Origin of the sequence: Sphingobium xenophagum NBRC 107872, assembly GCF_000367345.1 — a bacterium.
Classification (GTDB): Bacteria; Pseudomonadota; Alphaproteobacteria; order Sphingomonadales; family Sphingomonadaceae; genus Sphingobium; species Sphingobium xenophagum.
Genome location: NZ_BARE01000023.1, coordinates 43,910 through 65,119, shown reverse-complemented (window position 1 = coordinate 65,119; position 21,210 = coordinate 43,910). Strand labels below are relative to the sequence as shown.

Annotated in this window: 24 protein-coding genes; 14 read left to right on the top strand and 10 right to left on the bottom strand. The window is 64.7% G+C overall.

The window, feature by feature from the left end; all coding sequences use genetic code 11:
• Positions 1–28: 28 nt before the first annotated feature.
• From adh to SX1_RS12065, 4 genes are all read left to right on the top strand, one after another.
• Positions 29–1,549 carry an aldehyde dehydrogenase gene (adh, locus tag SX1_RS12080; RefSeq protein WP_017183708.1) on the top strand — a complete coding sequence of 507 codons (1,521 nt, stop codon included), beginning with the start codon at positions 29–31 and terminating at the stop codon, positions 1,547–1,549.
• A 101-nt stretch (positions 1,550–1,650) separates the two neighbouring features.
• The gene (locus tag SX1_RS12075) at positions 1,651–2,055 is read left to right on the top strand and encodes a DUF779 domain-containing protein (protein ID WP_019053191.1); all 405 of its coding nucleotides are present in this window, start codon (positions 1,651–1,653) and stop codon (positions 2,053–2,055) included.
• Positions 2,056–2,121: 66 nt separating this feature from the next.
• Entirely contained in the window at positions 2,122–3,264 is a 1,143-nt protein-coding gene (locus SX1_RS12070; RefSeq protein WP_026149710.1) for an FIST N-terminal domain-containing protein, read from the top strand.
• Positions 3,261–5,480, top strand: coding sequence for a hybrid sensor histidine kinase/response regulator (locus tag SX1_RS12065; protein ID WP_019053189.1), 2,220 nt, complete (start codon positions 3,261–3,263; stop codon positions 5,478–5,480). Before SX1_RS12070 ends, SX1_RS12065 begins: the two co-directional genes overlap by 4 nt.
• Positions 5,481–5,498: 18 nt before the next feature.
• Here SX1_RS12065 and SX1_RS12060 read toward each other — a convergent pair whose 3' ends face one another.
• The 4 genes from SX1_RS12060 to pedF form a co-directional block, all read right to left on the bottom strand.
• Positions 5,499–6,281, bottom strand: coding sequence for a response regulator (locus SX1_RS12060; protein WP_019053188.1), 783 nt, complete (start codon positions 6,279–6,281; stop codon positions 5,499–5,501).
• Positions 6,282–6,294: 13 nt separating this feature from the next.
• On the bottom strand, positions 6,295–8,040 hold the full coding sequence (locus tag SX1_RS12055; RefSeq protein WP_019053187.1) for a methanol/ethanol family PQQ-dependent dehydrogenase: 1,746 nt from the start codon (positions 8,038–8,040) through the stop codon (positions 6,295–6,297).
• Between the two features lie 112 nt (positions 8,041–8,152).
• Entirely contained in the window at positions 8,153–9,007 is an 855-nt protein-coding gene (locus SX1_RS12050; protein ID WP_019053186.1) for a substrate-binding periplasmic protein, read from the bottom strand.
• A 4-nt stretch (positions 9,008–9,011) separates the two neighbouring features.
• A complete protein-coding gene (gene pedF, locus SX1_RS12045; protein ID WP_026002500.1) occupies positions 9,012–9,437 on the bottom strand; it encodes a cytochrome c-550 PedF in 426 nt (141 codons plus the stop codon).
• 139 nt (positions 9,438–9,576) lie between these two features.
• On the opposite strand from pedF, the gene SX1_RS12040 reads away from it, so the two are divergent.
• From SX1_RS12040 to SX1_RS11995, 10 genes are all read left to right on the top strand, one after another.
• Positions 9,577–10,542, top strand: coding sequence for a PQQ-dependent catabolism-associated beta-propeller protein (locus SX1_RS12040; RefSeq protein WP_019053185.1), 966 nt, complete (start codon positions 9,577–9,579; stop codon positions 10,540–10,542).
• Positions 10,543–10,593: 51 nt separating this feature from the next.
• The gene (locus SX1_RS12035) at positions 10,594–11,223 is read left to right on the top strand and encodes a nicotinate-nucleotide adenylyltransferase (protein WP_019053184.1); all 630 of its coding nucleotides are present in this window, start codon (positions 10,594–10,596) and stop codon (positions 11,221–11,223) included.
• A 12-nt stretch (positions 11,224–11,235) separates the two neighbouring features.
• Entirely contained in the window at positions 11,236–11,625 is a 390-nt protein-coding gene (rsfS, locus tag SX1_RS12030) for a ribosome silencing factor (RefSeq protein WP_017183718.1), read from the top strand.
• Positions 11,626–11,742: 117 nt separating this feature from the next.
• Complete coding sequence (locus tag SX1_RS12025; RefSeq protein WP_017183719.1) at positions 11,743–12,165, top strand: 23S rRNA (pseudouridine(1915)-N(3))-methyltransferase RlmH; 423 nt, start codon at positions 11,743–11,745, stop codon at positions 12,163–12,165.
• A gap of 22 nt (positions 12,166–12,187) precedes the next feature.
• Positions 12,188–13,405 (top strand): murein hydrolase activator EnvC family protein, encoded by a 1,218-nt coding sequence (locus tag SX1_RS12020; protein ID WP_019053182.1) that lies wholly within the window; start codon positions 12,188–12,190, stop codon positions 13,403–13,405.
• 121 nt (positions 13,406–13,526) lie between these two features.
• Entirely contained in the window at positions 13,527–14,873 is a 1,347-nt protein-coding gene (locus SX1_RS12015; protein ID WP_019053181.1) for a S41 family peptidase, read from the top strand.
• Between the two features lie 96 nt (positions 14,874–14,969).
• Positions 14,970–15,455, top strand: a complete 486-nt coding sequence (locus tag SX1_RS12010; protein ID WP_026149708.1) for a disulfide bond formation protein B — start codon at positions 14,970–14,972, stop codon at positions 15,453–15,455.
• Positions 15,452–16,006: a demethoxyubiquinone hydroxylase family protein gene (locus SX1_RS12005; RefSeq protein ID WP_017183579.1), complete on the top strand. Its 555-nt coding sequence runs from the start codon at positions 15,452–15,454 to the stop codon at positions 16,004–16,006. Before SX1_RS12010 ends, SX1_RS12005 begins: the two co-directional genes overlap by 4 nt.
• 13 nt (positions 16,007–16,019) lie before the next feature.
• Positions 16,020–16,553, top strand: a complete 534-nt coding sequence (locus SX1_RS12000; RefSeq protein ID WP_019053179.1) for a hypothetical protein — start codon at positions 16,020–16,022, stop codon at positions 16,551–16,553.
• 73 nt (positions 16,554–16,626) lie between these two features.
• The gene (locus tag SX1_RS11995; RefSeq protein ID WP_019053178.1) at positions 16,627–17,043 is read left to right on the top strand and encodes a hypothetical protein; all 417 of its coding nucleotides are present in this window, start codon (positions 16,627–16,629) and stop codon (positions 17,041–17,043) included.
• 4 nt (positions 17,044–17,047) lie between these two features.
• Here the strand turns inward: SX1_RS11995 and SX1_RS24515 are convergent, their stop codons facing one another.
• The 6 genes from SX1_RS24515 to SX1_RS11965 all read right to left on the bottom strand — a co-directional run bounded on the left by SX1_RS24515 (position 17,048) and on the right by SX1_RS11965 (position 21,106).
• On the bottom strand, positions 17,048–17,203 hold the full coding sequence (locus tag SX1_RS24515; protein WP_017183582.1) for a hypothetical protein: 156 nt from the start codon (positions 17,201–17,203) through the stop codon (positions 17,048–17,050).
• Between the two features lie 87 nt (positions 17,204–17,290).
• Entirely contained in the window at positions 17,291–18,097 is an 807-nt protein-coding gene (locus tag SX1_RS11985; protein WP_026149706.1) for a Rossmann-fold NAD(P)-binding domain-containing protein, read from the bottom strand.
• Positions 18,098–18,218: 121 nt separating this feature from the next.
• Positions 18,219–18,578 carry a HesB/IscA family protein gene (locus SX1_RS11980; protein WP_019053176.1) on the bottom strand — a complete coding sequence of 120 codons (360 nt, stop codon included), beginning with the start codon at positions 18,576–18,578 and terminating at the stop codon, positions 18,219–18,221.
• Positions 18,578–19,030: an SUF system Fe-S cluster assembly protein gene (locus SX1_RS11975; RefSeq protein WP_019053175.1), complete on the bottom strand. Its 453-nt coding sequence runs from the start codon at positions 19,028–19,030 to the stop codon at positions 18,578–18,580. The genes SX1_RS11980 and SX1_RS11975 overlap by 1 nt, the downstream gene beginning before the upstream one ends.
• A complete protein-coding gene (locus SX1_RS11970; RefSeq protein WP_019053174.1) occupies positions 19,027–20,235 on the bottom strand; it encodes a cysteine desulfurase in 1,209 nt (402 codons plus the stop codon). Before SX1_RS11970 ends, SX1_RS11975 begins: the two co-directional genes overlap by 4 nt.
• A gap of 118 nt (positions 20,236–20,353) precedes the next feature.
• Positions 20,354–21,106, bottom strand: a complete 753-nt coding sequence (locus SX1_RS11965; RefSeq protein WP_026002476.1) for a SufD family Fe-S cluster assembly protein — start codon at positions 21,104–21,106, stop codon at positions 20,354–20,356.
• Positions 21,107–21,210 lie beyond the last annotated feature (104 nt).

Here is a 21,210-nt window from a genome sequence, read left to right as displayed (position 1 = left end):
CCAATTTCGACAGGACAGGAGTAGGACGATGCTGCAGCAGGCGATGGAGCGGTTTACCGGCAAGACGCTGATCCGCAACCAGTATGACAATTATATCGACGGCCAGTGGGTCGCCCCGGTCAAGGGCGGCTATTTCGAAAATATTTCCCCCGTGACGGGCCAGGTCGTCGGGACCATCGCGCGCGGAACGGCCGAGGATATCGAGCTGGCGCTCGACGCGGCGCACAAGGCGAAGGATGCCTGGGGCAAGACCTCCACGACGGAACGCTCAAACATCCTGCTCAAGATTGCCGACCGGATGGAAGCCAATCTGGACCTGATCGCGATGGCCGAGACGATCGACAATGGCAAGCCGATCCGCGAAACGACCCATGCCGACATTCCGCTGGCCATCGACCATTTCCGCTACTTTGCAGGCTGCGTTCGCGCCCAGGAAGGGTCGATCAGCGAGATCGATCATGACACCATTGCCTACCATTTCCACGAGCCGCTGGGCGTGGTCGGCCAGATCATTCCCTGGAACTTCCCGATCCTGATGGCGGTGTGGAAGCTGGCCCCGGCACTGGCGGCAGGCAATTGCATCGTGCTGAAGCCCGCCGAACAGACGCCGATGTCGGTTCTGGTGCTGCTGGACATTATCGGCGACCTGCTGCCGCCCGGCGTGCTGAACGTCGTCAACGGCTTTGGCGTCGAAGCGGGCAAGCCGCTGGCCAGCAACAAGCGGATCAGCAAGATCGCCTTCACCGGCGAAACGACGACCGGCCGCCTGATCATGCAATATGCGTCGGAAAACCTGATTCCCGTCACGCTGGAACTGGGCGGCAAGTCGCCCAACATCTTCTTTGCTGACGTGATGGATGCAGACGACGATTATTTCGACAAGTGCCTGGAAGGCTTTGCGATGTTCGCCCTCAATCAGGGCGAAGTGTGCACCTGCCCCAGCCGGGCACTGATCCAGGAATCGATCTACGAAAAGTTCATCGAACGCGCGATTGCGCGCGTGAAGGCGATCAAGCAGGGTAGCCCGCTCGACCCGGCGACCATGATCGGCGCGCAGGCGTCGAACGACCAGCTGGAAAAGATCCTCTCCTATATCGAGATTGGTCTGGCCGAAGGCGCAGAATTGCTGACCGGCGGCGCGCGTGCGCAGCTGGATGGCGAACTGAGCGAAGGCTATTATGTCACCCCGACGGTGTTGAAGGGGCATAACAGGATGCGGATATTCCAGGAGGAGATTTTCGGTCCGGTTCTGGCCGTCACCACCTTCAAGGATGAGGCCGAAGCGCTCGCCATCGCCAACGACACGCTCTATGGTCTGGGCGCAGGCGTGTGGACGCGCGATGGAAGCCGCGCCTATCGCATGGGCCGCGGCATCCAGGCCGGTCGGGTGTGGACCAACTGCTATCATGCCTATCCGGCCCATGCCGCCTTTGGTGGCTTCAAACAGTCGGGCATCGGCCGCGAAAACCACAAGATGATGCTGGACCATTATCAGCAGACCAAGAATCTGCTGGTCAGCTACAGCCCCAAGGCGCTGGGCTTCTTCTAAAGGGTCGCAACGAAGGCGCTTGCCTTTCCCCTGTAAGCGCCTTCGTCCCAGGCGGGCGTCCCAACGGACGTCCGCCCCTTTTTGTAAAGGAAAGCCTGGCTGTGACGAACCCGCTTCCGCCCCGCATATTGGCGACAGATGCAGCGCTGGCGCTGATCGCGCAGCTGACCGACAGGCATGGGCCGCTGATGTTTCACCAGTCGGGCGGCTGTTGCGACGGGTCCGCGCCAATGTGCTTTCCGCGCGGCGAATTCAAGGTGGGCGCGCAGGACGTGCTGTTGGGGCATGTCGGGGGCGATGTGCCGGTATGGATCGGCGCGGCCCAGTTCGAATATTGGCGCCATACCCAGGTGACGATCGACATTGTGCCAGGGCGCGGCGCGGGCATGTCGCTGGAAAGCCCGGAAGGGATGCGCTTCATCGTCCGGTCGCGCATTTTTACCGACGACGAAAACGCCCTGCTGGAAGCGGCCGGCGATCCACCAAGAGGCAACGCCATCGCCTGACGTGACAAATGCGCAGCACAGTGCATAACCCCTAAGAAAAAGGGGAATGCGATGGGAGAGAGCGAAATGAGTGTGGAGGCGGCGGATATTGTCTTTGCGTCGAGCCACATGCCTGATCCGGCCGATGCGATGGCGCAAGTCGCCCATGCCATGGGTGATTCACCATTGGCCGGCATGCTGCTATTTTGTTCGCACCGTTTCGATCGCGACGCGCTGGCCCGTGCGGTGAACCGCCATGGCGAACAGCGGGTCGCGATCGGCTGTACCAGTTCGGGCGAACTGACCGAGCAGGGCTATGACGAGGATAGCCTGAGCGTCATCGGCTTTCCGGCCGCCAGCTTTCATATGGTGTCCCATTGTTTCGACGATATCGATGCCTTCGATCCGGTCGCAGCGCGGGAAGCCATCCGATCGCTCGCAGCGGTGGCGGAGCGCGACAGCCGCCATCTGGGTGACCGGGTCAATCATGTCGCGCTGTTTCTGGTCGATGGCCTGTCCCATCGCGAGGAACTGCTGACGATGACGATCCAGGATGCGCTGGGCGATGTGCCGCTGATCGGCGGATCGTCAGGCGACGGACTCGATTTCCGCGAAACAGCGATCTTCCACGGCGGCCGTTTCCACCATCGCGCCGCCGTGATCGCCATCCTGTCCACCCCCCGGCCGATCCATGTGTTCAAAGGGCAGCATTATCGCCCTGGCGCGGCCAAGATGGTGGTGACGGGCGCTGTCCCGCAGGACCGGATCGTCACCGAAATCAATGCCGAGCCTGCTGCGCAGGAATATCTGCGGCTGGCGGGCCATGCCGGGGAAGCGCTGGGCCTGGCCTTCTACGCCGCCCATCCGCCGATGGTGCGGGCAGGCGGGGACTATCATGTCCGCTCGATCCAGAGCGCCAACCCGGACGGCAGCCTGACCTTCTACTGCGCGATCGACGAAGGCATCGTGCTGACCGTGGGTGAGCCGGTGGACCGGATCGCGGGGATGGAGGCGATGTTCACCGACATTGCCGCCCAAGTCGGCACGGTCGACCGGATTATAGCGTTCGATTGCGTGCTGAACCGGATCGACGCCGAACAGCGGCAGATCAGCCGGGCCGTATCCGAACTCTATGGCCGTCATCGCGTCATCGGCTTCAATACCTATGGCGAACAATATCATGCGCTGCACGTCAACCAGACCTTTAGCGGACTTGCGATCGGAAAATGAGCCAGCGGGCGGAAACCGACACTGAACTGGACAGGTTGCGGGAAGACAATCGCAAGCTGCGCAAGATCAATGCCGCGCTGATCGATCGGGTCGAACGGTCGAGCGATATGGTCGGCAATGCCTTTTCGATGTTCGAGACCGCGATCACGCTGGAAGCCATGGTGCGGGAGCGGACGGGCGAACTGGAGGATGCGCTGGGCCGGCTGGCCACCGCCAATGCGGAGCTGGCCCAGGCCCATGCAACCGCCGAGGAAGCCCAGACCCGGCTGCGCGACGCGATCGATTCGATCAATGAGGGCTTTGTCCTGTTCGATGCAGAGGACAGGCTGGTCCTCTTCAATGAGGCCTATCTGAGTTTCTGGCCCGAAATTGCCGACCAGATCCGCCAAGGTCAGTCTTTCGACGAGATTGTCCGGCTCGCCGCCGCGCATCATCACGCGCTCGGATCGCTGGTTGCGCCCGACCGCTGGGTATCGGACCGGCTGGCGCGCCACAGCATTGCGGACGGCGGGCATGTGCAGGCGCTGTCGGATGGCCGCTGGGTCCAGATCAACGAGTTGCGCACGAGCGAAGGCGGTATTGTCGGCATTTATACCGACATTACCGAGGTGAAGGCGCAGGACGCCCGCAACCGGGCGCTGGAACTGGCCGAGCGTAACCTGATCCTGCAATCCACGCTCGACAATCTGTCCGAAGGCGTCTGCCTGTTCGACGCGCAGGGGCGCGTGGCGGCGTGGAACGATGCGCTCCAGCATCTGCTCGACCTGCCCGGCGGCTGGGCGCAGGAAAGCGGCAGCCATGGCGCGCTGGTCGCCTGGTGCCGCGAGCATCTGGGCATGGCGGATGAAGGGTGCCTGGACTGGCGGGGCGACCAGCCCGGCGGCGATCCGCGCCACGCGCTGGTCCATGCCGGGACGCGCAGCTTCGAGCTTCGCAGCACTGCGCTGGAACGGGGTGGGCAGGTAATCGGCTTTACCGACGTCACCGCGATGTTGCGGGCGCAGGCAGGCCTGCAGGAAACGGCCGAGACGCTGGAACGCCGGGTGGCCGAGCGGACAGCCGAACTGGAGACAGAGATCGCCGAACGCCGCGCGATCGAGGCACAGTTGCGCGACGCCAAGACCGCGGCGGAAAAGGCCAACCTGTCCAAGACCAGCTTTCTGGCCGCCGCCAGCCACGACCTGCTCCAGCCACTGAACGCCGCGCGGCTGTTTGTCGCCGCGCTGGGCGACCGGCGACTGGCGCTGCCGACCCGCGCGCTGGTCAACCAGACGTCGACGGCGCTGGATTCGGTCGAGGATCTGCTGGAGGCTCTGTTGGAAATCAGCCGTCTGGACGCAGGCGCGATCCAGCCGGAGGTTGGCGATTTCCGGCTAGACCGACTGCTCGACACGCTGCGCGTCGAATTTGCCCCGATGGCCCGCGCTGGCGGGCTGGAACTGGTGATCGCCAGCGAACCGGCATGGGTGCAATCCGACATCCGGCTGTTGCGACGCATCCTGCAGAATTTCCTGTCCAACGCGCTGCGCTATACCCAGCAGGGATCGGTTCGGGTGGATTGCAAAAGCGGGCCGGACGGCGTCCGCATCAGCGTGACCGATAGCGGCCCCGGCATTCCGCTCGACAAGCAGGCATTGGTGTTCGAGGAGTTTCGCCGGCTGGACACCCGCACCAGCGGCAAGGGGCTGGGCCTGGCCATAGTCAAGCGGGCGAGTGACATGCTGGGCCATCCGATCACGCTCGAATCGACGCCCGGTCGTGGATCGACCTTTGCGATTTGCCTGCCGGCGGGTGAGCCGGTGACCGATCCCGACAGCGAGCCGAACATATCCGGGCGCGATCGCACGATGCGGGGCCTCAACGTGCTGGTGATCGACAATGAACGGGCGATCCAGACCGGCATGTCGACCCTGCTCGGCGGCTGGGGATGCAGTGTGCGGACGGCGGGCGGCTTTGCCGATGCGACCGCCCTGTTCACAGATGACGCCAAGCCTGACATCATCCTGATCGACTATCATCTGAATGACGGGGAGACGGGCGACCATGTGATCGACCGGCTGCGCGCCCATTTCGGCGGGCCGGTGCCTGCGGTGATGATTTCGGCCGATCGCGGCAAGGATCTGAAGGTCCGCCTGGACGCCTGCGGCATCCCGCTGCTGAGCAAGCCGGTCAAGCCTGCACAGTTGCGCGCGCTGTTGCGGACGATGCTGAAATAGATGGAAGGTCGTGCCGGGTCAGTCGGCGCGGAAATGTACCCGGTTTGCCTTGATCACTGCCTGGGTGCGGCTGAGCACGCCCAGCTTTTGCAGGATCGCCGATACATGCGCCTTGATCGTCGTCATCGACACATTGAGGTCGTGGGCGATCTGCTTGTTGAGGCGACCGTTGACCAGATGGCCAAGGACCGTCTTCTGCTGCGGCGTCAGGCTGTCGATGCGACGGGTGATGTCATCTTCGTCGGCGGACGGCGCTGCCCCTTCCCCCATGGTTTCGGGCAGGTAGATTTCACCCGACACGACCCGGTGCAAGGCGTCGACAATGGCGCTGCGCTTGAGCGATTTGGGGATGAACCCGGCCGCGCCGGCGGCCAGCGCCTCCTGCACGATCGCGCGGTCGAACGCCCCCGACACCATCACCACCGGCAGGATCGGGAAGCGATCGCGCAGCAGCTTGAGACCATCCAGCCGCCGCACGTCGGGAATGTGGAGATCGAGCAGGATGAGATCGAAATTATCCTGCTTTTCCAGCGTGGCGATCGCCTCGTCCAGGGTCGCCGCCTCGAAAATCTCGATATTGTCGAAACTGATCGCGATGACGCTGCGCAAACCGTCGCGCACCAGCGGATGGTCATCGACGATCAGCACGCGTTCCATGATCGCTTCGCCGCCCATATATTGGCCCATATCCTGCCCCTGGCCCAAATGATCGACCAAGTCATGGGATGTGGCAAGCCGCAAAGCGCAAGGCGGCAGTACCGGAGCCTGCATTGCATAGCTGCCACGTCCCATGACGATCATGACACTCTCTCCCTTATGACTTTGGCAGTTTGAACACCCAGAGCGCGCCGCCCTGATTGATGTCCTTGAACGATTTGGCGACTTCGCCGCCCCACAGAGGCACAGCGCCGCCCCAGCCGGACATGACGGCGACATATTGTTCGCCATCCTGTTCCCAGGTGACAGGCGAGCCGACCACGCCGGACCCGGTCTGGAATTTCCACAATTCCTGGCCGGTCTTGGCATCGAAGGCCTTCAGATAGCCTTCGGGCGTGCCGGTGAACACCAGATTGCCCCCGGTCGTCAGCACCCCGCCCCACAACGGCGCCTTGTTCTTATATTCCCACACGATCTTGCCGGTCTTGGGGTCCATGGCCCGCAGCACGCCGATATGATCTTCGGCAATCGGCTTGATGGTGAAGCCCGCGCCCAGATAGGCAGCGCCCTTCTTGTAGGCGATGGGCTCGTTCCAGATGTCCATGCCCCAGTCGTTGGACGGGATATAGAAAAGCCCGGTGTCATGGCTGTAGGCCATCGGCATCCAGTTCTTGCCGCCCAGGAAAGACGGCGAGGCGAATACCGGCTTGCCCTTTGCATCGCCCGGTGCCGGCGGACGGCCTTCCACGATGTAATTCGGCTTGCCATTCTTGTTGAAGCCATCGGCCCAGGTCGTCTGCATCACGAACTTGCTGGCGCTGACAAACTTGCCGTTGGTGCGGTCGAGCACGAAGAAATAGCCGTTGCGGTCCGCCTTCGCGCCAAGCTTCATCGGCTTGCCGTTGATGGTGGCGTCGAAGGGAATGAATTCGTTGACGCCGTCAAAATCCCAGCCGTCGTGCGGCGTGGTCTGGAAATGCCATTTGATGACGCCGGTGGCCGGGTCGATCGCAATGGTGGATGCGGTGTAGAGATTGTCGCCGGGACGCAGATGGCTGTTCCACGGCGCAGGGTTGCCGGTGCCGAAGAAGAGCAGGTTGGTTTCAGGATCATAGGTGCCACCCAGCCAGGTCGCGCCGCCACCAGTTTTCCACTGGTCGCCCTGCCAGCTGGCGTTCAGCTTGCCGGTGATGCCATTATCCTTGCCATTGAGCGTGCCCATATGGCCTTCAATCACCGGGCGGTGCCAGATCAGCTCGCCAGTGTTGACGTCGCGCGCATCGACCGCGCCGACCACGCCGAATTCGCCACCCGAATTGCCGGTGATGACCATGCCGTTGACGATCAGCGGCGCGGCGGTGGCGCTATAGCCTTCCTTATAGTCGGCGATCTGCTTGTTCCAGATCACCTTGCCGGTCAGGCGGTTGAGCGCCACGAGGCGCGCGTCGAGCGTGGCGAAGATGATCTTGTCGCCATAGATCGCCGCGCCCCGGTTCACCACGTCACAGCAGGGCATGATGCCATCGGGCAGGCGGGCGTCATATTGCCATTTTTCCTCGCCAGTGCGCGCGTCGAAGGCGAACAGGCGCGAATAGCTGCCGGTCACGTAGATGGTGCCGTCATAGACGATCGGCTGCGCTTCCTGGCCGCGCTGCTTTTCACCACCCAGCGAGGCGGAGAAGACAGGCACCATTTTCGACACATTGCCGCTGTTGATCGCGTTGAGCGCACTGAAGCGATGCGCCTGCGGTCCCATGCCATATGTCAGCACGTCGCCCGTCGATTTGGCGTCGTTCATCAGATCGGCATCGGTCGGCCCGCTTTGCGCCACCAGCGGCGCGGCCCCCATCGCCATTGCCATCGCAGCGACGCCCGACAGCGCCCGCATGATCGGTCCTTTCATAACTATCCTCCCTGTTTAATCGGGCGCATTCGGCCCCACGATTTCTGTGCAGACTATGTCGCTCCCGATCAGCGACAATTAGACCTTGGGTCGGGATATTGGCGGTCCGCGCTCAGCCTGCGGCGTTGGCCGCGGTCCAGTTGACCCCGTAGCGCGCGAACAACGCCTTCATCTCGCCGCTTGCCGCCATGGCGGTAACGATCTCCTCCACCGCGTCGCCCAGCGTGCGGCTATTTTCCTTGACCGCCATGCCGATGTCCCAACCGGGTGAGGTGAAAGCGGGCAGCGGCCCCTTGCGCAGCGTGACGCGGCCAGCGCCCGCACCGTGCAGTCCGTGTTCGATCTGCGCCCGGCTCGCCAGCACGGCGTCCGCCTGTCCGGCCAATACCGCCGCCACCGCCGCCGATCCGGTCGGATAATGGACAACATCCTTGGCCAACACGCCGCCGAAAGAGCCTGTCAGATAGAAGTCGGGGATGGAGTCGAGTTCAGCGGCGAGCTTGCGGCCGCGCCACTCGGTCGGCATCCCTTCCAGCGCGACCGCGCCGCCGGAACCGGCCAGCGCGAAACTCTCGCGATAATAGGGCGCGATGATCGCAACCTGATCATTGCGCGCCGCGAAGGTCCGGTCGAAGGGGACATGCAGCATCAGGTCGCCGGGCATGAAGCCCAGCAAGCCGCCCTTCCACACGCCGTTGCGCAGATCGTCATCGGCGCTTTCGTCCGCGACCAGTTGGGCCACATCGGCGCGCACGCCCAGCCTGCTCGCGATCGCCTGCGCCAGGTCGGCGTCCAGACCGACGATCTTGCCGCCCTCCTCCCACGACCAGGGCCGGTTGTCCTGATAGACGATCACGCGCAACGTACCGAGCGCCTTGACCTTGGCCAACGGAGCCGCGCCGCCGCGGCCCGCGGCCAGCGCGAGCGCCACACCCGCCCCGCCAATCAAGGCGCGACGGGTGAGCATCGCCCTATCCCTCATGTTTGGTTTCAAGCCAGGCGCGGATGGCCCAGCCGGCCTTTTGCCCCAATACGTCGCCAAAGGGCGGCATATAGACCTTGCCGTCATGGCTGGAGCCGTGGCGGAAGCGTTCGGCGAACCATTGATCGCCGGATTCGCCTTCCTCCAGATAACGCAGGTCCGGCGCGATGCCGCCGGATTCCGCATCCAGCCCATGGCAGCGCGCGCAATTTTGACCATAAGCCGACTGGCCGATCTCGATCGCCTTGGCGTTGCCGCTATAGGGGTTTTTTTCGAGCCAGGCTTCGCCAATCTCCGGCAGCGCACTCGTGTCGACTGCTTGCGGCGTAACGTCGCCATGCGCCAGCAGCGCGCTCGCCCCGGTCATGCCCAGCGTGGCAATGGCGCCCAGCAGCGCGATCCGTCCCAGTTTCATATGCGTCATCCTCTCACGCGGATTCTCGTTGACCGGAATATCGGCTAAGGCAGGCGCGCGGCCCATTGGCCATTGGTACAATCCCGTCGATCGTTACCAGCCGATAGGATGGCGGCCATAGCGGTGAGAGGATCAGGATATGAAGCGCATCGGCATTGCCGTCGGGGCCGTCTGGCTGGCGCTGCCCGCCGCCGCGCACGGGGAAACCCTCTATGTCTCCAACGAGCGCGGGGACAGCGTGTCCGTGGTCGATACCGCGTCGGGGCAGGTGACGGCGACCTGGGCCGTGGGCGGCCGCCCGCGCGGCATCACCCTGTCGAAGGATGGTCGCTACCTCTATCTGTGCGCCAGCACCGACCATGCGGTGCAGGTGATCGACCGCGCAACCGGCAAGCTGGTCGCGGAATTGCCATCTGGGCAAGACCCGGAGCAATTTGCCCTCTCCCGCGACGGCAGGACGCTGTTCGTCGCCAATGAGGATAATGCCGCGCTGACGGCGATAGACCTGGCCAGCCGCACCGTCGCCTTTCAGGTCGATGTCGGCGGCGAGCCGGAAGGGGTGGCGCAAAGCCCGGACGGCCAGTGGGTGGCAGTGACGTCCGAAGAGGATAATGTCGTCAACTGGATCGACCTTGGCACGCGCCAGATGGTCGCCGAAACCCCGACCGACCAGCGCCCGCGCCATGTCGAATTCACCGCCGACGGCGCGCAATTATGGGTCGCGGCCGAAATTGGCGGCACAGTCCAGATCATCGACACGACAAGCCGTGCGGTGCGCGAGACGCTGCGGTTCGAGATACCGGGCGTCCCGGCGCATCGCATCCTGCCGTGCGGCATCCGTTTCACCCCCGATGGCAGGACCGCTATCGTCGCGCTGGGTCGGGCCGATCATGTCGCGCTGGTCGATGTCGCGACCCGCAAAGTCCGCGCCTATGTGCCCGTGGGCAAGCGGGTCTGGCATGTCGCGGTCAGCGCCGATGGCACCCAAGCCTATACAGCCAATGGCCTGTCCGATTCGGTATCGGTCATCGATCTGGCCAAGGCGCAGGTGAGCGCGACGATCGCCGTCGGGACCGCGCCCTGGGGGATCGCCGCCGCACCCTGACCGAGCAGCAGTGCGATTGCAGCGACCCGCGCCAGATGGCATGGCGGGGCTATGACACGCATCGGCCTGCTCGGCGGCTCCTTCAACCCGGCCCATGGCGGGCATCGCGCGATTTCGCTGTTCGCGGCAAAGGCGCTGGGACTGGACGAGATATGGTGGCTGGTGTCGCCGGGCAATCCGCTGAAGCCCCGCGCAGGCATGGCGCCCCTGCCCGCCCGGCTGGCCCATGCGCGCAAGGTCGCGCGGCGCGCCCCGATTCGCGCCACCGCGATCGAGACGCAACTGGGCACGCGCTACACGGCAGACACGCTGCGCGCGCTGACCCGCCGCTACCCGCGCAACCGCTTCATCTGGCTGATGGGGGCCGATAATCTGGCGCAGTTCAGCCAGTGGAGGGACTGGCGCGGCATAGCGCGTCAAATGCCCATTGCCGTGATCGCCCGTCCGGGCTATGATGGTGCTGCTCGTGGCTCTGTGGCCATGAACTGGCTGCGGCGCTTCGTCCTGCCCGCTTGCCAGAAAGCAGGCTGGACGAATTGGAGACCGCCGGCGCTCGTGCTATTGCGCTTTCGCCCTGATCCAAGATCGGCGACCCTGTTTCGGCAGGCGAACCCCCTCTGGCATCGCGAATATGAACATGCACGTGTGCGGGACCCGCTCACGCGTCGGCTGATCGTCTAGAATGGAGCTTTTTTGACCAGACCCCTTATTGCCAACGATACGGCCGCAGCGGCCGATAGCGTGGCCGCCCTGCACGCCCTCGTCATGCAGTCGCTCGACGACGACCAGGCCCAGGAAACCATCTCCATCCCCCTCGAAGGCAAGAGCAGCATCGCCGATTATATGGTGATTGCGAGCGGTCGTTCGTCGCGCCAGGTCGCGGCGATCGCCGAGCATCTGGCCGAGCGGGTCAAGAAAGGCACGGGCCGTTCGTGCCGCATCGAAGGGCTGCCGGTCGCCGACTGGGTGCTGATCGACGCGGGCGATGTGATCGTCCACCTGTTCCGGCCCGAAGTGCGCAGCTTCTACAATCTGGAACGGATGTGGGGCTTTGTCGACGCGCCAGTGGCGGGGACGGCATAACCCGACGCCGTTCGGGCTGAGCGAAGCCGAAGCCTTCCACTGAGCGTAGCGAAGTGGCTTCGCCTGCGGCTCAGCCGAACCCTTCGACTTCGCTCAGGGTGAACGGATTAAGGCTGAATGCTCCTCCATATCATTGCGCGCGGGAAGATCGGGCGGTCGCCCGAAGCCGAACTGGTCGACCGCTATGTCAAGCGGCTGACCATGCCGCACAAGATCACCGAAATGCCTGATCGGGGCGGCAAGCTGCCCCCGCAGGCGCCCGGCACCGTCACGGTGATGCTGGACGAAAAGGGCAAACAGCTATCCTCCATGGACTTTGCCCGGCGGATCGAAGGCTGGCGCGACGCGGGAACGCGCGAATGTCGCTTCCTGATCGGCGCGGCGGACGGGTTCGACGACGCCGAACGGGCGAATGCGGACCTGCTGATCGCCTTTGGCAATATGACCTGGCCGCACATGATGGCCCGCGCGATGCTGGCCGAACAATTGTGGCGGGCCTGCTCCATCCTTGCCAACCACCCCTATCATCGCGAAGGATAGGCGGGTGACACGGGGCGGGATCATGATGGCGATGATGGCGGGCCTTGGCGTCCTGGCCGCGTCGCGCCTGCCCGCCGCCGATGACGACGCCATCATCCTGCCCGGCACCGCCGGCACCACATTGCAACAGGAACAGGCCGCGCTGAAGGCCGCGCGCCGCCAGTCGGACGAGGCGCGCGATCGCTCCGCCCGGCTCGACCAGCAGGCGAGCGCAGCGCGCGACGAGGCCGAGCAGGCGCGCCGCCGCGCCGCCGCGATCGCCGCGCGCATCCAGCAGGCCGAAGCCGACATAGCGGGCGCACAGGCGCGCATCGCCATCGTCGCGCGGATGCAGCGCGCGCAGGCGGCCCGGCTGGCGGCCAAGCAGGAACCGGTCGTGCGCCTGACCGCCGCGCTCCAGATGATGGCGCGCCGCCCGCTGGCGCTGGCGCTGGTCCAGCCCGGCTCGATCACCGATGCCGTGCATATGCGCGCGGTGCTGGGGCAGATACTCCCGGTGATCCGCCAGCGTACCGCCGGGCTGCGCGCCGAGCTGGAACGCAGCCGGGCGCTGCGCGCGACGGCGCAACAGGCGGCCGACGCTCTGGCCAGCAGCCAGCAACAGCGCAAGGAAAGACAGGCCCAACTCGCCGCGCTGGAGGCGCAGAAGCGGGTGGCCGCGCGCGACTATCGCACCAATGCGGGGATGGAGAGCGAGCGGGCGCTGGCGCTGGGCGAGCGGGCGCGCGACATTGTGGACCTGATGGACCGGCTGGAGGAAGCGGGCGACCTGCGCGACAAGCTCGCTGCGCTGCCTGGTCCGCTGCTGCGCCCGGCTCGCCCCGACCAGACCGGCGCCCCTGCCCCTGACCGGGCCGTGGCGATGCGCGGCCCGCCGCCCTATCGCCTGCCCGTCGTAGGCCAGTTGGTCACGGGCATGGGCGAGGTGAATGATGGCGGCGTCCGGTCACGCGGGCTGACGCTGGTGACGCAGCCGGGGGCGCAGGCCGTCGCGCCGACCGCCGGACGCATCGCCTTTGCCGGGCCCTATCGCGGCTATGGCCAGATATTGATCATCGACCATGGCCAGGGATGGACCACGCTGATCACCGGCCTGCATCGCGTTACCGCGCAAGTGGGCGACAGCGTGCGGCAGGGCGAGCCGGTCGCCATCACCGGCCCCGGCCGCCCGACCATCACCATCGAACTGCGCCGCAACGGCCGTCCGGTGGACATCGTGCCGCTGGTGGGGCTGGGATGAGGATCGCGCGCCCATTAACCTGACGCTCATCGACCCTGCGCAACATTCGTCGAAGCGCGCTTTTGCGTCGGGACGCGAATCGGCTTATGATGGATCGTAGATGCCGGAATCAAGGACAACCATGAAATCCACCTTCCTCCAGGGCGCACTTGCGCTCGGGGCGCTTGCGCTCATTCCCGCCACCACCGCGGCGCTCGCCGATGGGGAGGCGTCGAGCTACAAGGCGCTCGACGAATTCATGGACGTGTTCCAGAAGGTCCGCAGCGATTATGTCGAGAAAGTCGACGATGAAAAGCTGATCAAGGGCGCGATCGACGGGATGTTGGCCAGCCTGGACCCGCACAGCAGCTTCCTGGACGCGCGCGATTTCCAGAATCTACGGACCCAGACAGAGGGCAGCTATGGCGGCCTGGGCCTGTCGGTCACGCAGGAGGATGGCGCGGTCAAGGTCATCGCGCCGACGCAGGATACCCCGGCCTGGCGCGCGGGGATCAAGGCGGGCGACTATATCACCCATATCGACGGGCAGCTGATCTATGGCGGCACACTGGACGAAGCGGTCGACAAGATGCGCGGCGCACCGGGTACCAGCCTGAAGCTGACGATCGTGCGGGCCGGACGCGACAAGCCGATCGACCTGACGCTGACGCGCGAGATCATTCAGTTGAAGCCGGTGAAATGGGAAGTGAAGAACGGCATCGGCGTCATCAACATCGTCAGCTTCTCTGCCAATACCGGTGCCGATGTACGGCAGGCAATCCGCAGCATCGACAAGTCGCTGGGCCACAAGCCGACCGGCTATGTGCTGGACCTGCGCTCCAACCCCGGTGGCCTGCTGGATGAAGCGGTGTCAGTCAGCGACGCTTTCCTGGAACGCGGCGAGATCGTATCGCAGCGCGGCCGGGCCAAGGGCGATGTCGAACGCTATTATGCAAAGCCTGGTGACGATGCGAAGGGTCTGCCGGTGATTGTGCTGGTCGATGCAGGATCGGCGTCCGCATCCGAAATCGTCGCCGGTGCGTTGCAGGACCAGCATCGCGCGCTGGTGATGGGCGAACGCAGCTTTGGCAAGGGCAGCGTGCAGACGATGTTGCCGCTGTCGAACACCACCGCGCTCAAGCTGACCACGGCGCGTTACTATACGCCTTCGGGCCGCAGCGTGCAGGAAGGGGGCATCCAGCCCGACATCCGCGTCCCGCAGCTGTCCGACCCCGATTACAAGAACCGCCCCAAATATCGCGAAAGCGACTTGCGCCGCCATTTGATCAACGAGATCAAGACCGACGACAAGACGCTGGAGGAAGATGCCAAGGACGATCCGCGCTTTGCCATGTCGGCGGAGGAATTGAAGAAGAAGGGCGTCGAGGATTTCCAGCTCGACTATGCGCTCAAGACGATTGGCCGCCTGGCCAGCACGCCGGGCGCGACCATCGCGCAGGCTGCGGCCAGGAAGCCGGGGGCGAAGTAAGGGGTTCCCTGTCATTCCCGTTCGCCCTGAGCGGATGGTGTGGGAATCCCGCAAGTTCAGCATGACGAAAGGTGCCTGGGGGTTTAAGCGGGGATGATGAGCAAACTTCCCCTCGCTCGCGCCCTGGCGCTGCTGATCCCCGTGGCGCTGCTGGGCGGTGCCTATGTGTCGCAATATGTGGGCGGATTGCATCCGTGCGAAATGTGCTGGTGGCAGCGTTATCCGCATATGGCCGCGATCGCGCTGGCGCTGCTGGCCTTTGCGGCAAAGGGCAATCCGAGGACCAGCGCGATGTTCACGACGCTGGCGGCCATCGCCATCGCCATAAGCGGCGCCATCGGCCTGTTTCATGCCGGGGTCGAATATGGCTGGTGGGAAGGGCTGACTGCCTGCTCCACATCGCCGACCGGCGGCAATGCGGCCGACATATTGACCCAGATCATGGCGACGCCCATCACCCGCTGCGATGTTGCGCCATGGAGCCTGCTGGGCATATCGCTGGCGGGCTATAACGGCCTCTTGTCGGTCGGTGGCGCACTCGCCATCTTGGCGTTGTTGGGACGCAAAGGACGCAATGCATGAGCGCGAAGCAGGATTTTCCTCGACCGGGTCGCCGTCCCAAGCCCGCCGATCGCGCGTCGATGCTGCGGGTCGATCAGGCCGGTGAGTTCGGCGCGACCCGCATCTATGCCGGGCAGCTTGCCGTGATGGGCGATCGGCATCCTGATGCCCGCATCATTGCGGGCATGGCCGCGCAGGAAGAGCGCCACCGCCAGACGTTCGACGCCATGATCGCCCGACGCGGCGTACGACCGACCGCGCTGGCGCCGATCTGGAACGTGGCGGGCTTTGCGCTGGGTGCGGTGACGGCGGCGATCGGTCCCAAGGCCGCCATGGCCTGTACCGCCGCGATCGAGACGGAGATCGACCGCCACTATGGCGAACAATTAGTGCAATTGGGCAGCGACGATCCGGAACTCTCCACCGCCATCGCGGATTTTCAGGCAGAGGAAGTCGAGCATCGCGATGCCGCGCTGGCGCATGGAGCGCAGCAAGCCCCTGCCTACCCCCTCTTGTCGGGCGCCATTCGTTTGGGATGCCGGGCCGCCATCGCGCTGTCGAAGCGCATCTGAAAAGGACCGACGGATGACCAGGATACCGATGATCGCCGCGCTGTTGCTGATGGGCGCTGCCGGCCCCGCACTGGCCCAGCCGTCAAGCGCGCCCACCGCGGCGGCCGCGCCGACGACGGAGAAGGTCAACCTTGTCATCGTTTATGGCGACGATGCCTGTCCGCAAAGCCAGGGCGACGACATTGTCGTGTGCGCGCGCAAGGGGGAGGAAGAGCGCTATCGCATCCCCGAACCGCTACGCGGCGATCCCAATGAACCCAGCAAGCAGGCTTGGGGCGAGCGGGTGCGATCGATGGAATATGTCGGCCGGTCCGGCACCGAAAGCTGCTCGCCAGTCGGCGGTGGCGGCGCAACCGGCTGCTTCGCGCAGCTGGCGCGGCTGGCCAAGGCGGAACGGCAAGCGCTCGACAATGCCAGCTGGAAGGATCTGGTAGAAGCCGAGCGCGCCAAGCGCCTGTCCACCATCGACGCCGACAGCGAAGCGATCGAAGCGCGGGTCGTGGCGGAGGAAAAGGCCAAGGATACGGCGCCCGCATCGCAACCCTGACGGGTCCGGGCGCCGAACGGCGTCTGGACAAGGAGTCTCCGCTTTCGGGCAAGGCGGGCAATGACAGGGGCGAATGAAGGATTTTCCGATGATGCGTCTGTCTATGTCCCTGGCCTTGATGGGGGCGGCTTTGATCCCGGCGACGCCCGTGCTGGCGCAGCCTGAACCGCCGCCCGACCGTATTTTCAACCTGATCGTCTATGGCGATGATCCCTGCCCCAAGGGCAAGGATGACAGCGAAATCGTGGTGTGCGCGCGCAGGCCAGAAGCCGAGCGCTACCGCATCCCCAAGAAGCTGCGTGAAAAGCCGGCGGTCGCTGGTGGTCCCGGCTGGGGCAGCCAGGTGGCGACGATGGAACAGGTCCAGCGCCAGACCCTGCCGGGCAGTTGTTCGGTGATCGGCAGCAACGGCTTTACCGGCTGTGCGGCCCAGAGGCTGCAACAATGGTTCGCCGAGCGACGGATGCTGGAATCGAAGGGCGAACCCTGAGCTTTTAACGGCCCATGCCGGGCTGATAGCGCTGCTTGGCCGCGTTGACCTTGTCGATCAGGCTGGAAAGCGGTTCGGATGCTGGCATCGCACGGCAGGGTTGCTTCATGCTGCTCATCCGCTGGCTGAGCGTGCCGAAAATATGGTCGATGCGATCCATCAGTCTGTCCCGACAAGTGATAGCCCGCTATCGCGCCCCTGTGGTTAACAAGTGGTAATCGGTGGCCCGCCTTTGCGCCGAACCGAATCACGCACCCGTCGAGTCGCAGGCGGCAAGTCCCTGCACATAGGTCGGGTAACGTGGCGACCAGCCCAGCAGGCGTTTTGCGCGTCCATTGGCGACGCGGCGGTTCTCTGCATAAAAGGCCAGCGCCATGGGCGACAACGCGGCCTGTTCCAGCGTCAGCAGGGGCGGATGGGCCATCCCCAGCATGTCGCAGGCGGCCTCTATCACCCGGTTTTGCGCGCAGGGCAGGTCGTCGGCCAGATTATAGATGCCCGGCGGCCCATCGAACGAAGCCATGATCCCCGCGACAATGTCATCGACATGGATGCGGCTGAAAATCTGGTCGGGCAGGTCGATGCGATGCGCCTTCCCTGCCCGCACCCGGTCCAGCGCCGAACGGCCCGGACCGTAGATGCCCGGCAGGCGGAAACGGCGCATATCAGGCCGCAACGCGCCCCATGCCTGATCAGCCTGCGCCCTGGCGGTACGGCGGCCGGTGCCGACCGGGCTGGCTTCATCGACCCACGCCCCGCGCGTGTCGCCATAGACGCCGGTGGAGGAGAGATAGCCGATCCAGCGCGCTGGTGCGGCGGCTATCGCGGTACCGTAGCGGGCCAGCACCGGGTCGGTGTCGCCCGCGGGCGGGACGGAGGAGAGGATATGGGTGGCGCTGGCGATTGCCGCGCGGACGGCGGGTTCGTCATCGAAGGCCAGCGTGTCTGCGTCGGCATGGCGGCGGGTGGCGGTGATGCGCCAGCCATCCGATCGCAGGCGGTCGGCCAGCCGGGACGCGGTATAGCCAAGGCCAAAGATCAACAGATGAGGCAATATACTCCTCCGTTCGTTTCGAGCGCTTCGACTGCTTGCCAAGGCAGGCGCTCAGGACAGGCAAGGTCGAGAAACCTGTGCACCGTTTCTCGGCTTCGCTCGAAACGAACGGAGACAGAGACTAGACCGTGAAGCTCTCGCCGCAGCCGCAGGCTCCCTTGGCATTGGGATTGGCGAAGGTGAAGCCGGCGGTGAAGTCATCCTCCACCCAGTCCATCGTCGATCCGACCAGATAGAGCACCGACGCGCCGTCAATGTAGAAGGTGCCGCCGGGCGTCACGATCTTCTCGTCGAATTTGGCTTCCTCGCTCACATAATCGACCGAATAGGCCAGACCCGAACAGCCGCGCCGGGGCGTGGAAAGCTTGACGCCGATCGTCCCCTCCGGCGCGTTGGCCATCAGGTCGGCGATGCGCTGTTCGGCGCTGGCCGTCAGCGTGACGGCGGCGGGGCGGGCGCGGGTCTTGGTCTCGGTCGTCATCACAGCATCCCCAGTTCCAGCTTGGCCTCATCGCTCATCTTGGCCGGATCCCATGGCGGGTCCCAGACCAGATTGACCTGCGCATCGCCGACGCCGGGGACGGCCCCGACACGCAGTTCGACCTCGCCGGGCATGGATTCGGCGACGGGGCAATGCGGCGTGGTCAGCGTCATGGTGACGACGACATGATTGTCGGGCGACACATCGACGCCATAGATCAGCCCCAGATCGTAGATGTTCACCGGGATTTCCGGGTCGAAAATATCCTTGAGCGCGTCGATGACGCCATCATAGACATCGCCGCCCGGCTCCCCCGCCGGGCTTTCGGCGGGCTTGGCGGCGAGGAAGCCGTCCAGATAGTCGCGCTGGCGCGGCGCTTCTTCCACTCGTGCCTTGGGCGGGGCGTCAACGGCCTCTACCTCTTCCACCACGATCTTGTTCGCCTCGGTCATCCGAAGATCTTCCTTACCCGTTCCAAACCCGCGACCAGCGCATCGACGTCGCCCTGATCGCTATAAATGCCAAAGCTGGCCCGTGCGGTCGCCTCCACGCCCAGATGGCGCATCAGCGGCTGGGCGCAATGATGCCCGGCACGGATCGCGACGCCTGCTTCGTCCAATATGGTGCCGACATCGTGTGGATGCACCCCCTCGACTTCAAAGGAGAGGATGCCCGCACTGTCGTCCGGCCCGAACACCCGCACGCTGTTGAGATTGTCGAGCGCCGCGCGAGCCTGCGCCACCAGCGCACATTCATGCGCGTGGATGGCGTCCAGCCCGATCGCATGCACATAATCGATCGCCGCCGACAGGCCGATCACGCCGCTGATGTGGGGCGTTCCCGCTTCGAACCGGGTCGGCGCGGGGGCGTAGGTCGTTTTTTCAAACGTCACCTTGTCGATCATCGATCCGCCGCCCTGATAGGGGGGCATGGCGTCGAGCAGTTCCTGCCGCGCCCACAGCACGCCGATGCCGGTCGGGCCGTAGAGTTTATGTGCGGAAAAGACGTAGAAATCGCAATCGAGCGCCTGAACGTCGACGGCGAGGCGCGGCACGGCCTGGCAACCGTCGATCAATATCCGCGCGCCGACCATATGCGCGATGTCGGCGGCGCGGCGGCAATCCAGCACGCTGCCCAGCACGTTGGACACATGGGCGAGCGCGACCATGCGATGCCGGGGCGTGATCATCGCGCGCATCGCGTCAAGATCGATCCGGCCATCATCGGTCAGCGGCACGACGTCGATATGGGCGCCGACCTTTTCCGCCACCATCTGCCACGGCACGATATTGCTGTGATGTTCCAGCGTGGACAGGAGGATGCGATCGCCCGCCTTCAGCTGTTCGCCCGCCCAGCATTGCGCGACCAGGTTGATCCCTTCGGTCGCGCCGCGGACATAGACGATTTCGCTGTCTGACTTCGCGCCGATGAAACCGGCCACCTTGCGCCGGGCCGATTCATAGGCGAGCGTCATGTTGGCGGACCGCGCATAGACGCCGCGATGAACGGTGGCATAGTCGGGACCATAGGCGCGGGCGATGGCGTCGATCACCGCCTGCGGCTTTTGCGCGGTGGCGGCGCTGTCGAGATAATGCCAGTCGAGGACGCCGGGGAAATCGGCGCGGAGCGACAGGCGTTCGGGGGCGATGACGCTCACAGGATTTTACCTTCCTCGTCATGCCGGACGTGATCCGGCATCCAGAGTCTCCCACACCATGCGTGCCGCCCTGGATCCCGGATCAAGTCCGGGATGACGGAGTGGGATGGAACAGCGTTCATACCATTGCCTCCAGCTTGGCGATCGCCGCCGCTTCGAGCCTGTCCTTCACCGCCTCGTCCGCCACGCTGTCGAACACGCCCGCCACGAAGGAGCGCAACAGCAGCGTCTTGGCGGTCGCCGGGTCCATCCCGCGCGAGGCCATGTAGAAAAGCGCTGCCTTGTCCAGTTCGCCTACGGTCGCGCCATGGGCGCATTTCACGTCGTCGGCATAGATTTCCAGTTCCGGCTTGGCATTGGCGGTCGCGGTGCGATCCAGCAACATGGCCTTGACCGACTGGAAGGCGTCAGTGCGCTGCGCGTCGCGGGCGACCGCGATCCTGCCGAGATAGCTGCCGGTGGCGCGCTCGCTCAGGATCGAGCGGATCGTCTGGCCGCTGGTCGCGTCGGGCTGCGCATGGGTGACGCTGGTGACGATTTCCAACGTCTGATCACCGCTGCCCAGAATGGCGCCGCCCAGCTCGAAATGGCTGCCCCGACCCAGCGTCACGTCGATCGTCACCCGCCCCAGCTGGCCGCCAATGTTGAGGACGTGAAAATCGCAGCGCGCGCCATCGGCCACGGTCACGACATAATCATGCACCGCCGTCGCGCCATCGGCTGCGTCCTGCAACAGATGGTGATGCGCCGCTTCGCCCGCCGCAACGTCGATTCGCACCGGCGCGGGCAGCGGCCAGACGCTCTGGAGCGCCGAAAGGTCGCTATAACGCCAGCTTTCGTCGCGGCGGGTGGGAAGGTCCAACATGTTCATCGCTTTGTTTTCAATGCCTTGCGGTTCAAACTCGTCCAACTTCGTCCATATGCACGGTGTTTTCGGTATAAGCCTTTGTAACTTAAGTATATTATCTCGTATTT

Excerpts from the sequence above, each read along its gene's own strand:
- SX1_RS24515 (WP_017183582.1), bottom strand. The coding sequence starts at position 17,203 with ATGGATCGCATCGACCATATTTTCGGCACGCTCAGCCAGCGGATGAGC.
- SX1_RS12040 (WP_019053185.1), top strand. The coding sequence starts at position 9,577 with ATGAAGCGCATCGGCATTGCCGTCGGGGCCGTCTGGCTGGCGCTGCCC.
- SX1_RS12060 (WP_019053188.1), bottom strand. The coding sequence starts at position 6,281 with ATGATCGTCATGGGACGTGGCAGCTATGCAATGCAGGCTCCGGTACTG.
- SX1_RS12070 (WP_026149710.1), top strand. The coding sequence starts at position 2,122 with ATGAGTGTGGAGGCGGCGGATATTGTCTTTGCGTCGAGCCACATGCCT.
- SX1_RS12000 (WP_019053179.1), top strand. The coding sequence starts at position 16,020 with ATGACCAGGATACCGATGATCGCCGCGCTGTTGCTGATGGGCGCTGCC.
- SX1_RS11975 (WP_019053175.1), bottom strand. The coding sequence starts at position 19,030 with ATGACCGAGGCGAACAAGATCGTGGTGGAAGAGGTAGAGGCCGTTGAC.
- SX1_RS12035 (WP_019053184.1), top strand. The coding sequence starts at position 10,594 with ATGACACGCATCGGCCTGCTCGGCGGCTCCTTCAACCCGGCCCATGGC.
- SX1_RS12010 (WP_026149708.1), top strand. The coding sequence starts at position 14,970 with ATGAGCAAACTTCCCCTCGCTCGCGCCCTGGCGCTGCTGATCCCCGTG.
- SX1_RS12055 (WP_019053187.1), bottom strand. The coding sequence starts at position 8,040 with ATGAAAGGACCGATCATGCGGGCGCTGTCGGGCGTCGCTGCGATGGCA.
- SX1_RS12025 (WP_017183719.1), top strand. The coding sequence starts at position 11,743 with ATGCTCCTCCATATCATTGCGCGCGGGAAGATCGGGCGGTCGCCCGAA.
- SX1_RS11995 (WP_019053178.1), top strand. The coding sequence starts at position 16,627 with ATGAAGGATTTTCCGATGATGCGTCTGTCTATGTCCCTGGCCTTGATG.
- SX1_RS12005 (WP_017183579.1), top strand. The coding sequence starts at position 15,452 with ATGAGCGCGAAGCAGGATTTTCCTCGACCGGGTCGCCGTCCCAAGCCC.
- SX1_RS11980 (WP_019053176.1), bottom strand. The coding sequence starts at position 18,578 with ATGACGACCGAGACCAAGACCCGCGCCCGCCCCGCCGCCGTCACGCTG.
- adh (WP_017183708.1), top strand. The coding sequence starts at position 29 with ATGCTGCAGCAGGCGATGGAGCGGTTTACCGGCAAGACGCTGATCCGC.
- SX1_RS12050 (WP_019053186.1), bottom strand. The coding sequence starts at position 9,007 with ATGCTCACCCGTCGCGCCTTGATTGGCGGGGCGGGTGTGGCGCTCGCG.
- SX1_RS12065 (WP_019053189.1), top strand. The coding sequence starts at position 3,261 with ATGAGCCAGCGGGCGGAAACCGACACTGAACTGGACAGGTTGCGGGAA.
- pedF (WP_026002500.1), bottom strand. The coding sequence starts at position 9,437 with ATGAAACTGGGACGGATCGCGCTGCTGGGCGCCATTGCCACGCTGGGC.
- SX1_RS11965 (WP_026002476.1), bottom strand. The coding sequence starts at position 21,106 with ATGAACATGTTGGACCTTCCCACCCGCCGCGACGAAAGCTGGCGTTAT.
- SX1_RS12020 (WP_019053182.1), top strand. The coding sequence starts at position 12,188 with ATGATGGCGATGATGGCGGGCCTTGGCGTCCTGGCCGCGTCGCGCCTG.
- SX1_RS12015 (WP_019053181.1), top strand. The coding sequence starts at position 13,527 with ATGAAATCCACCTTCCTCCAGGGCGCACTTGCGCTCGGGGCGCTTGCG.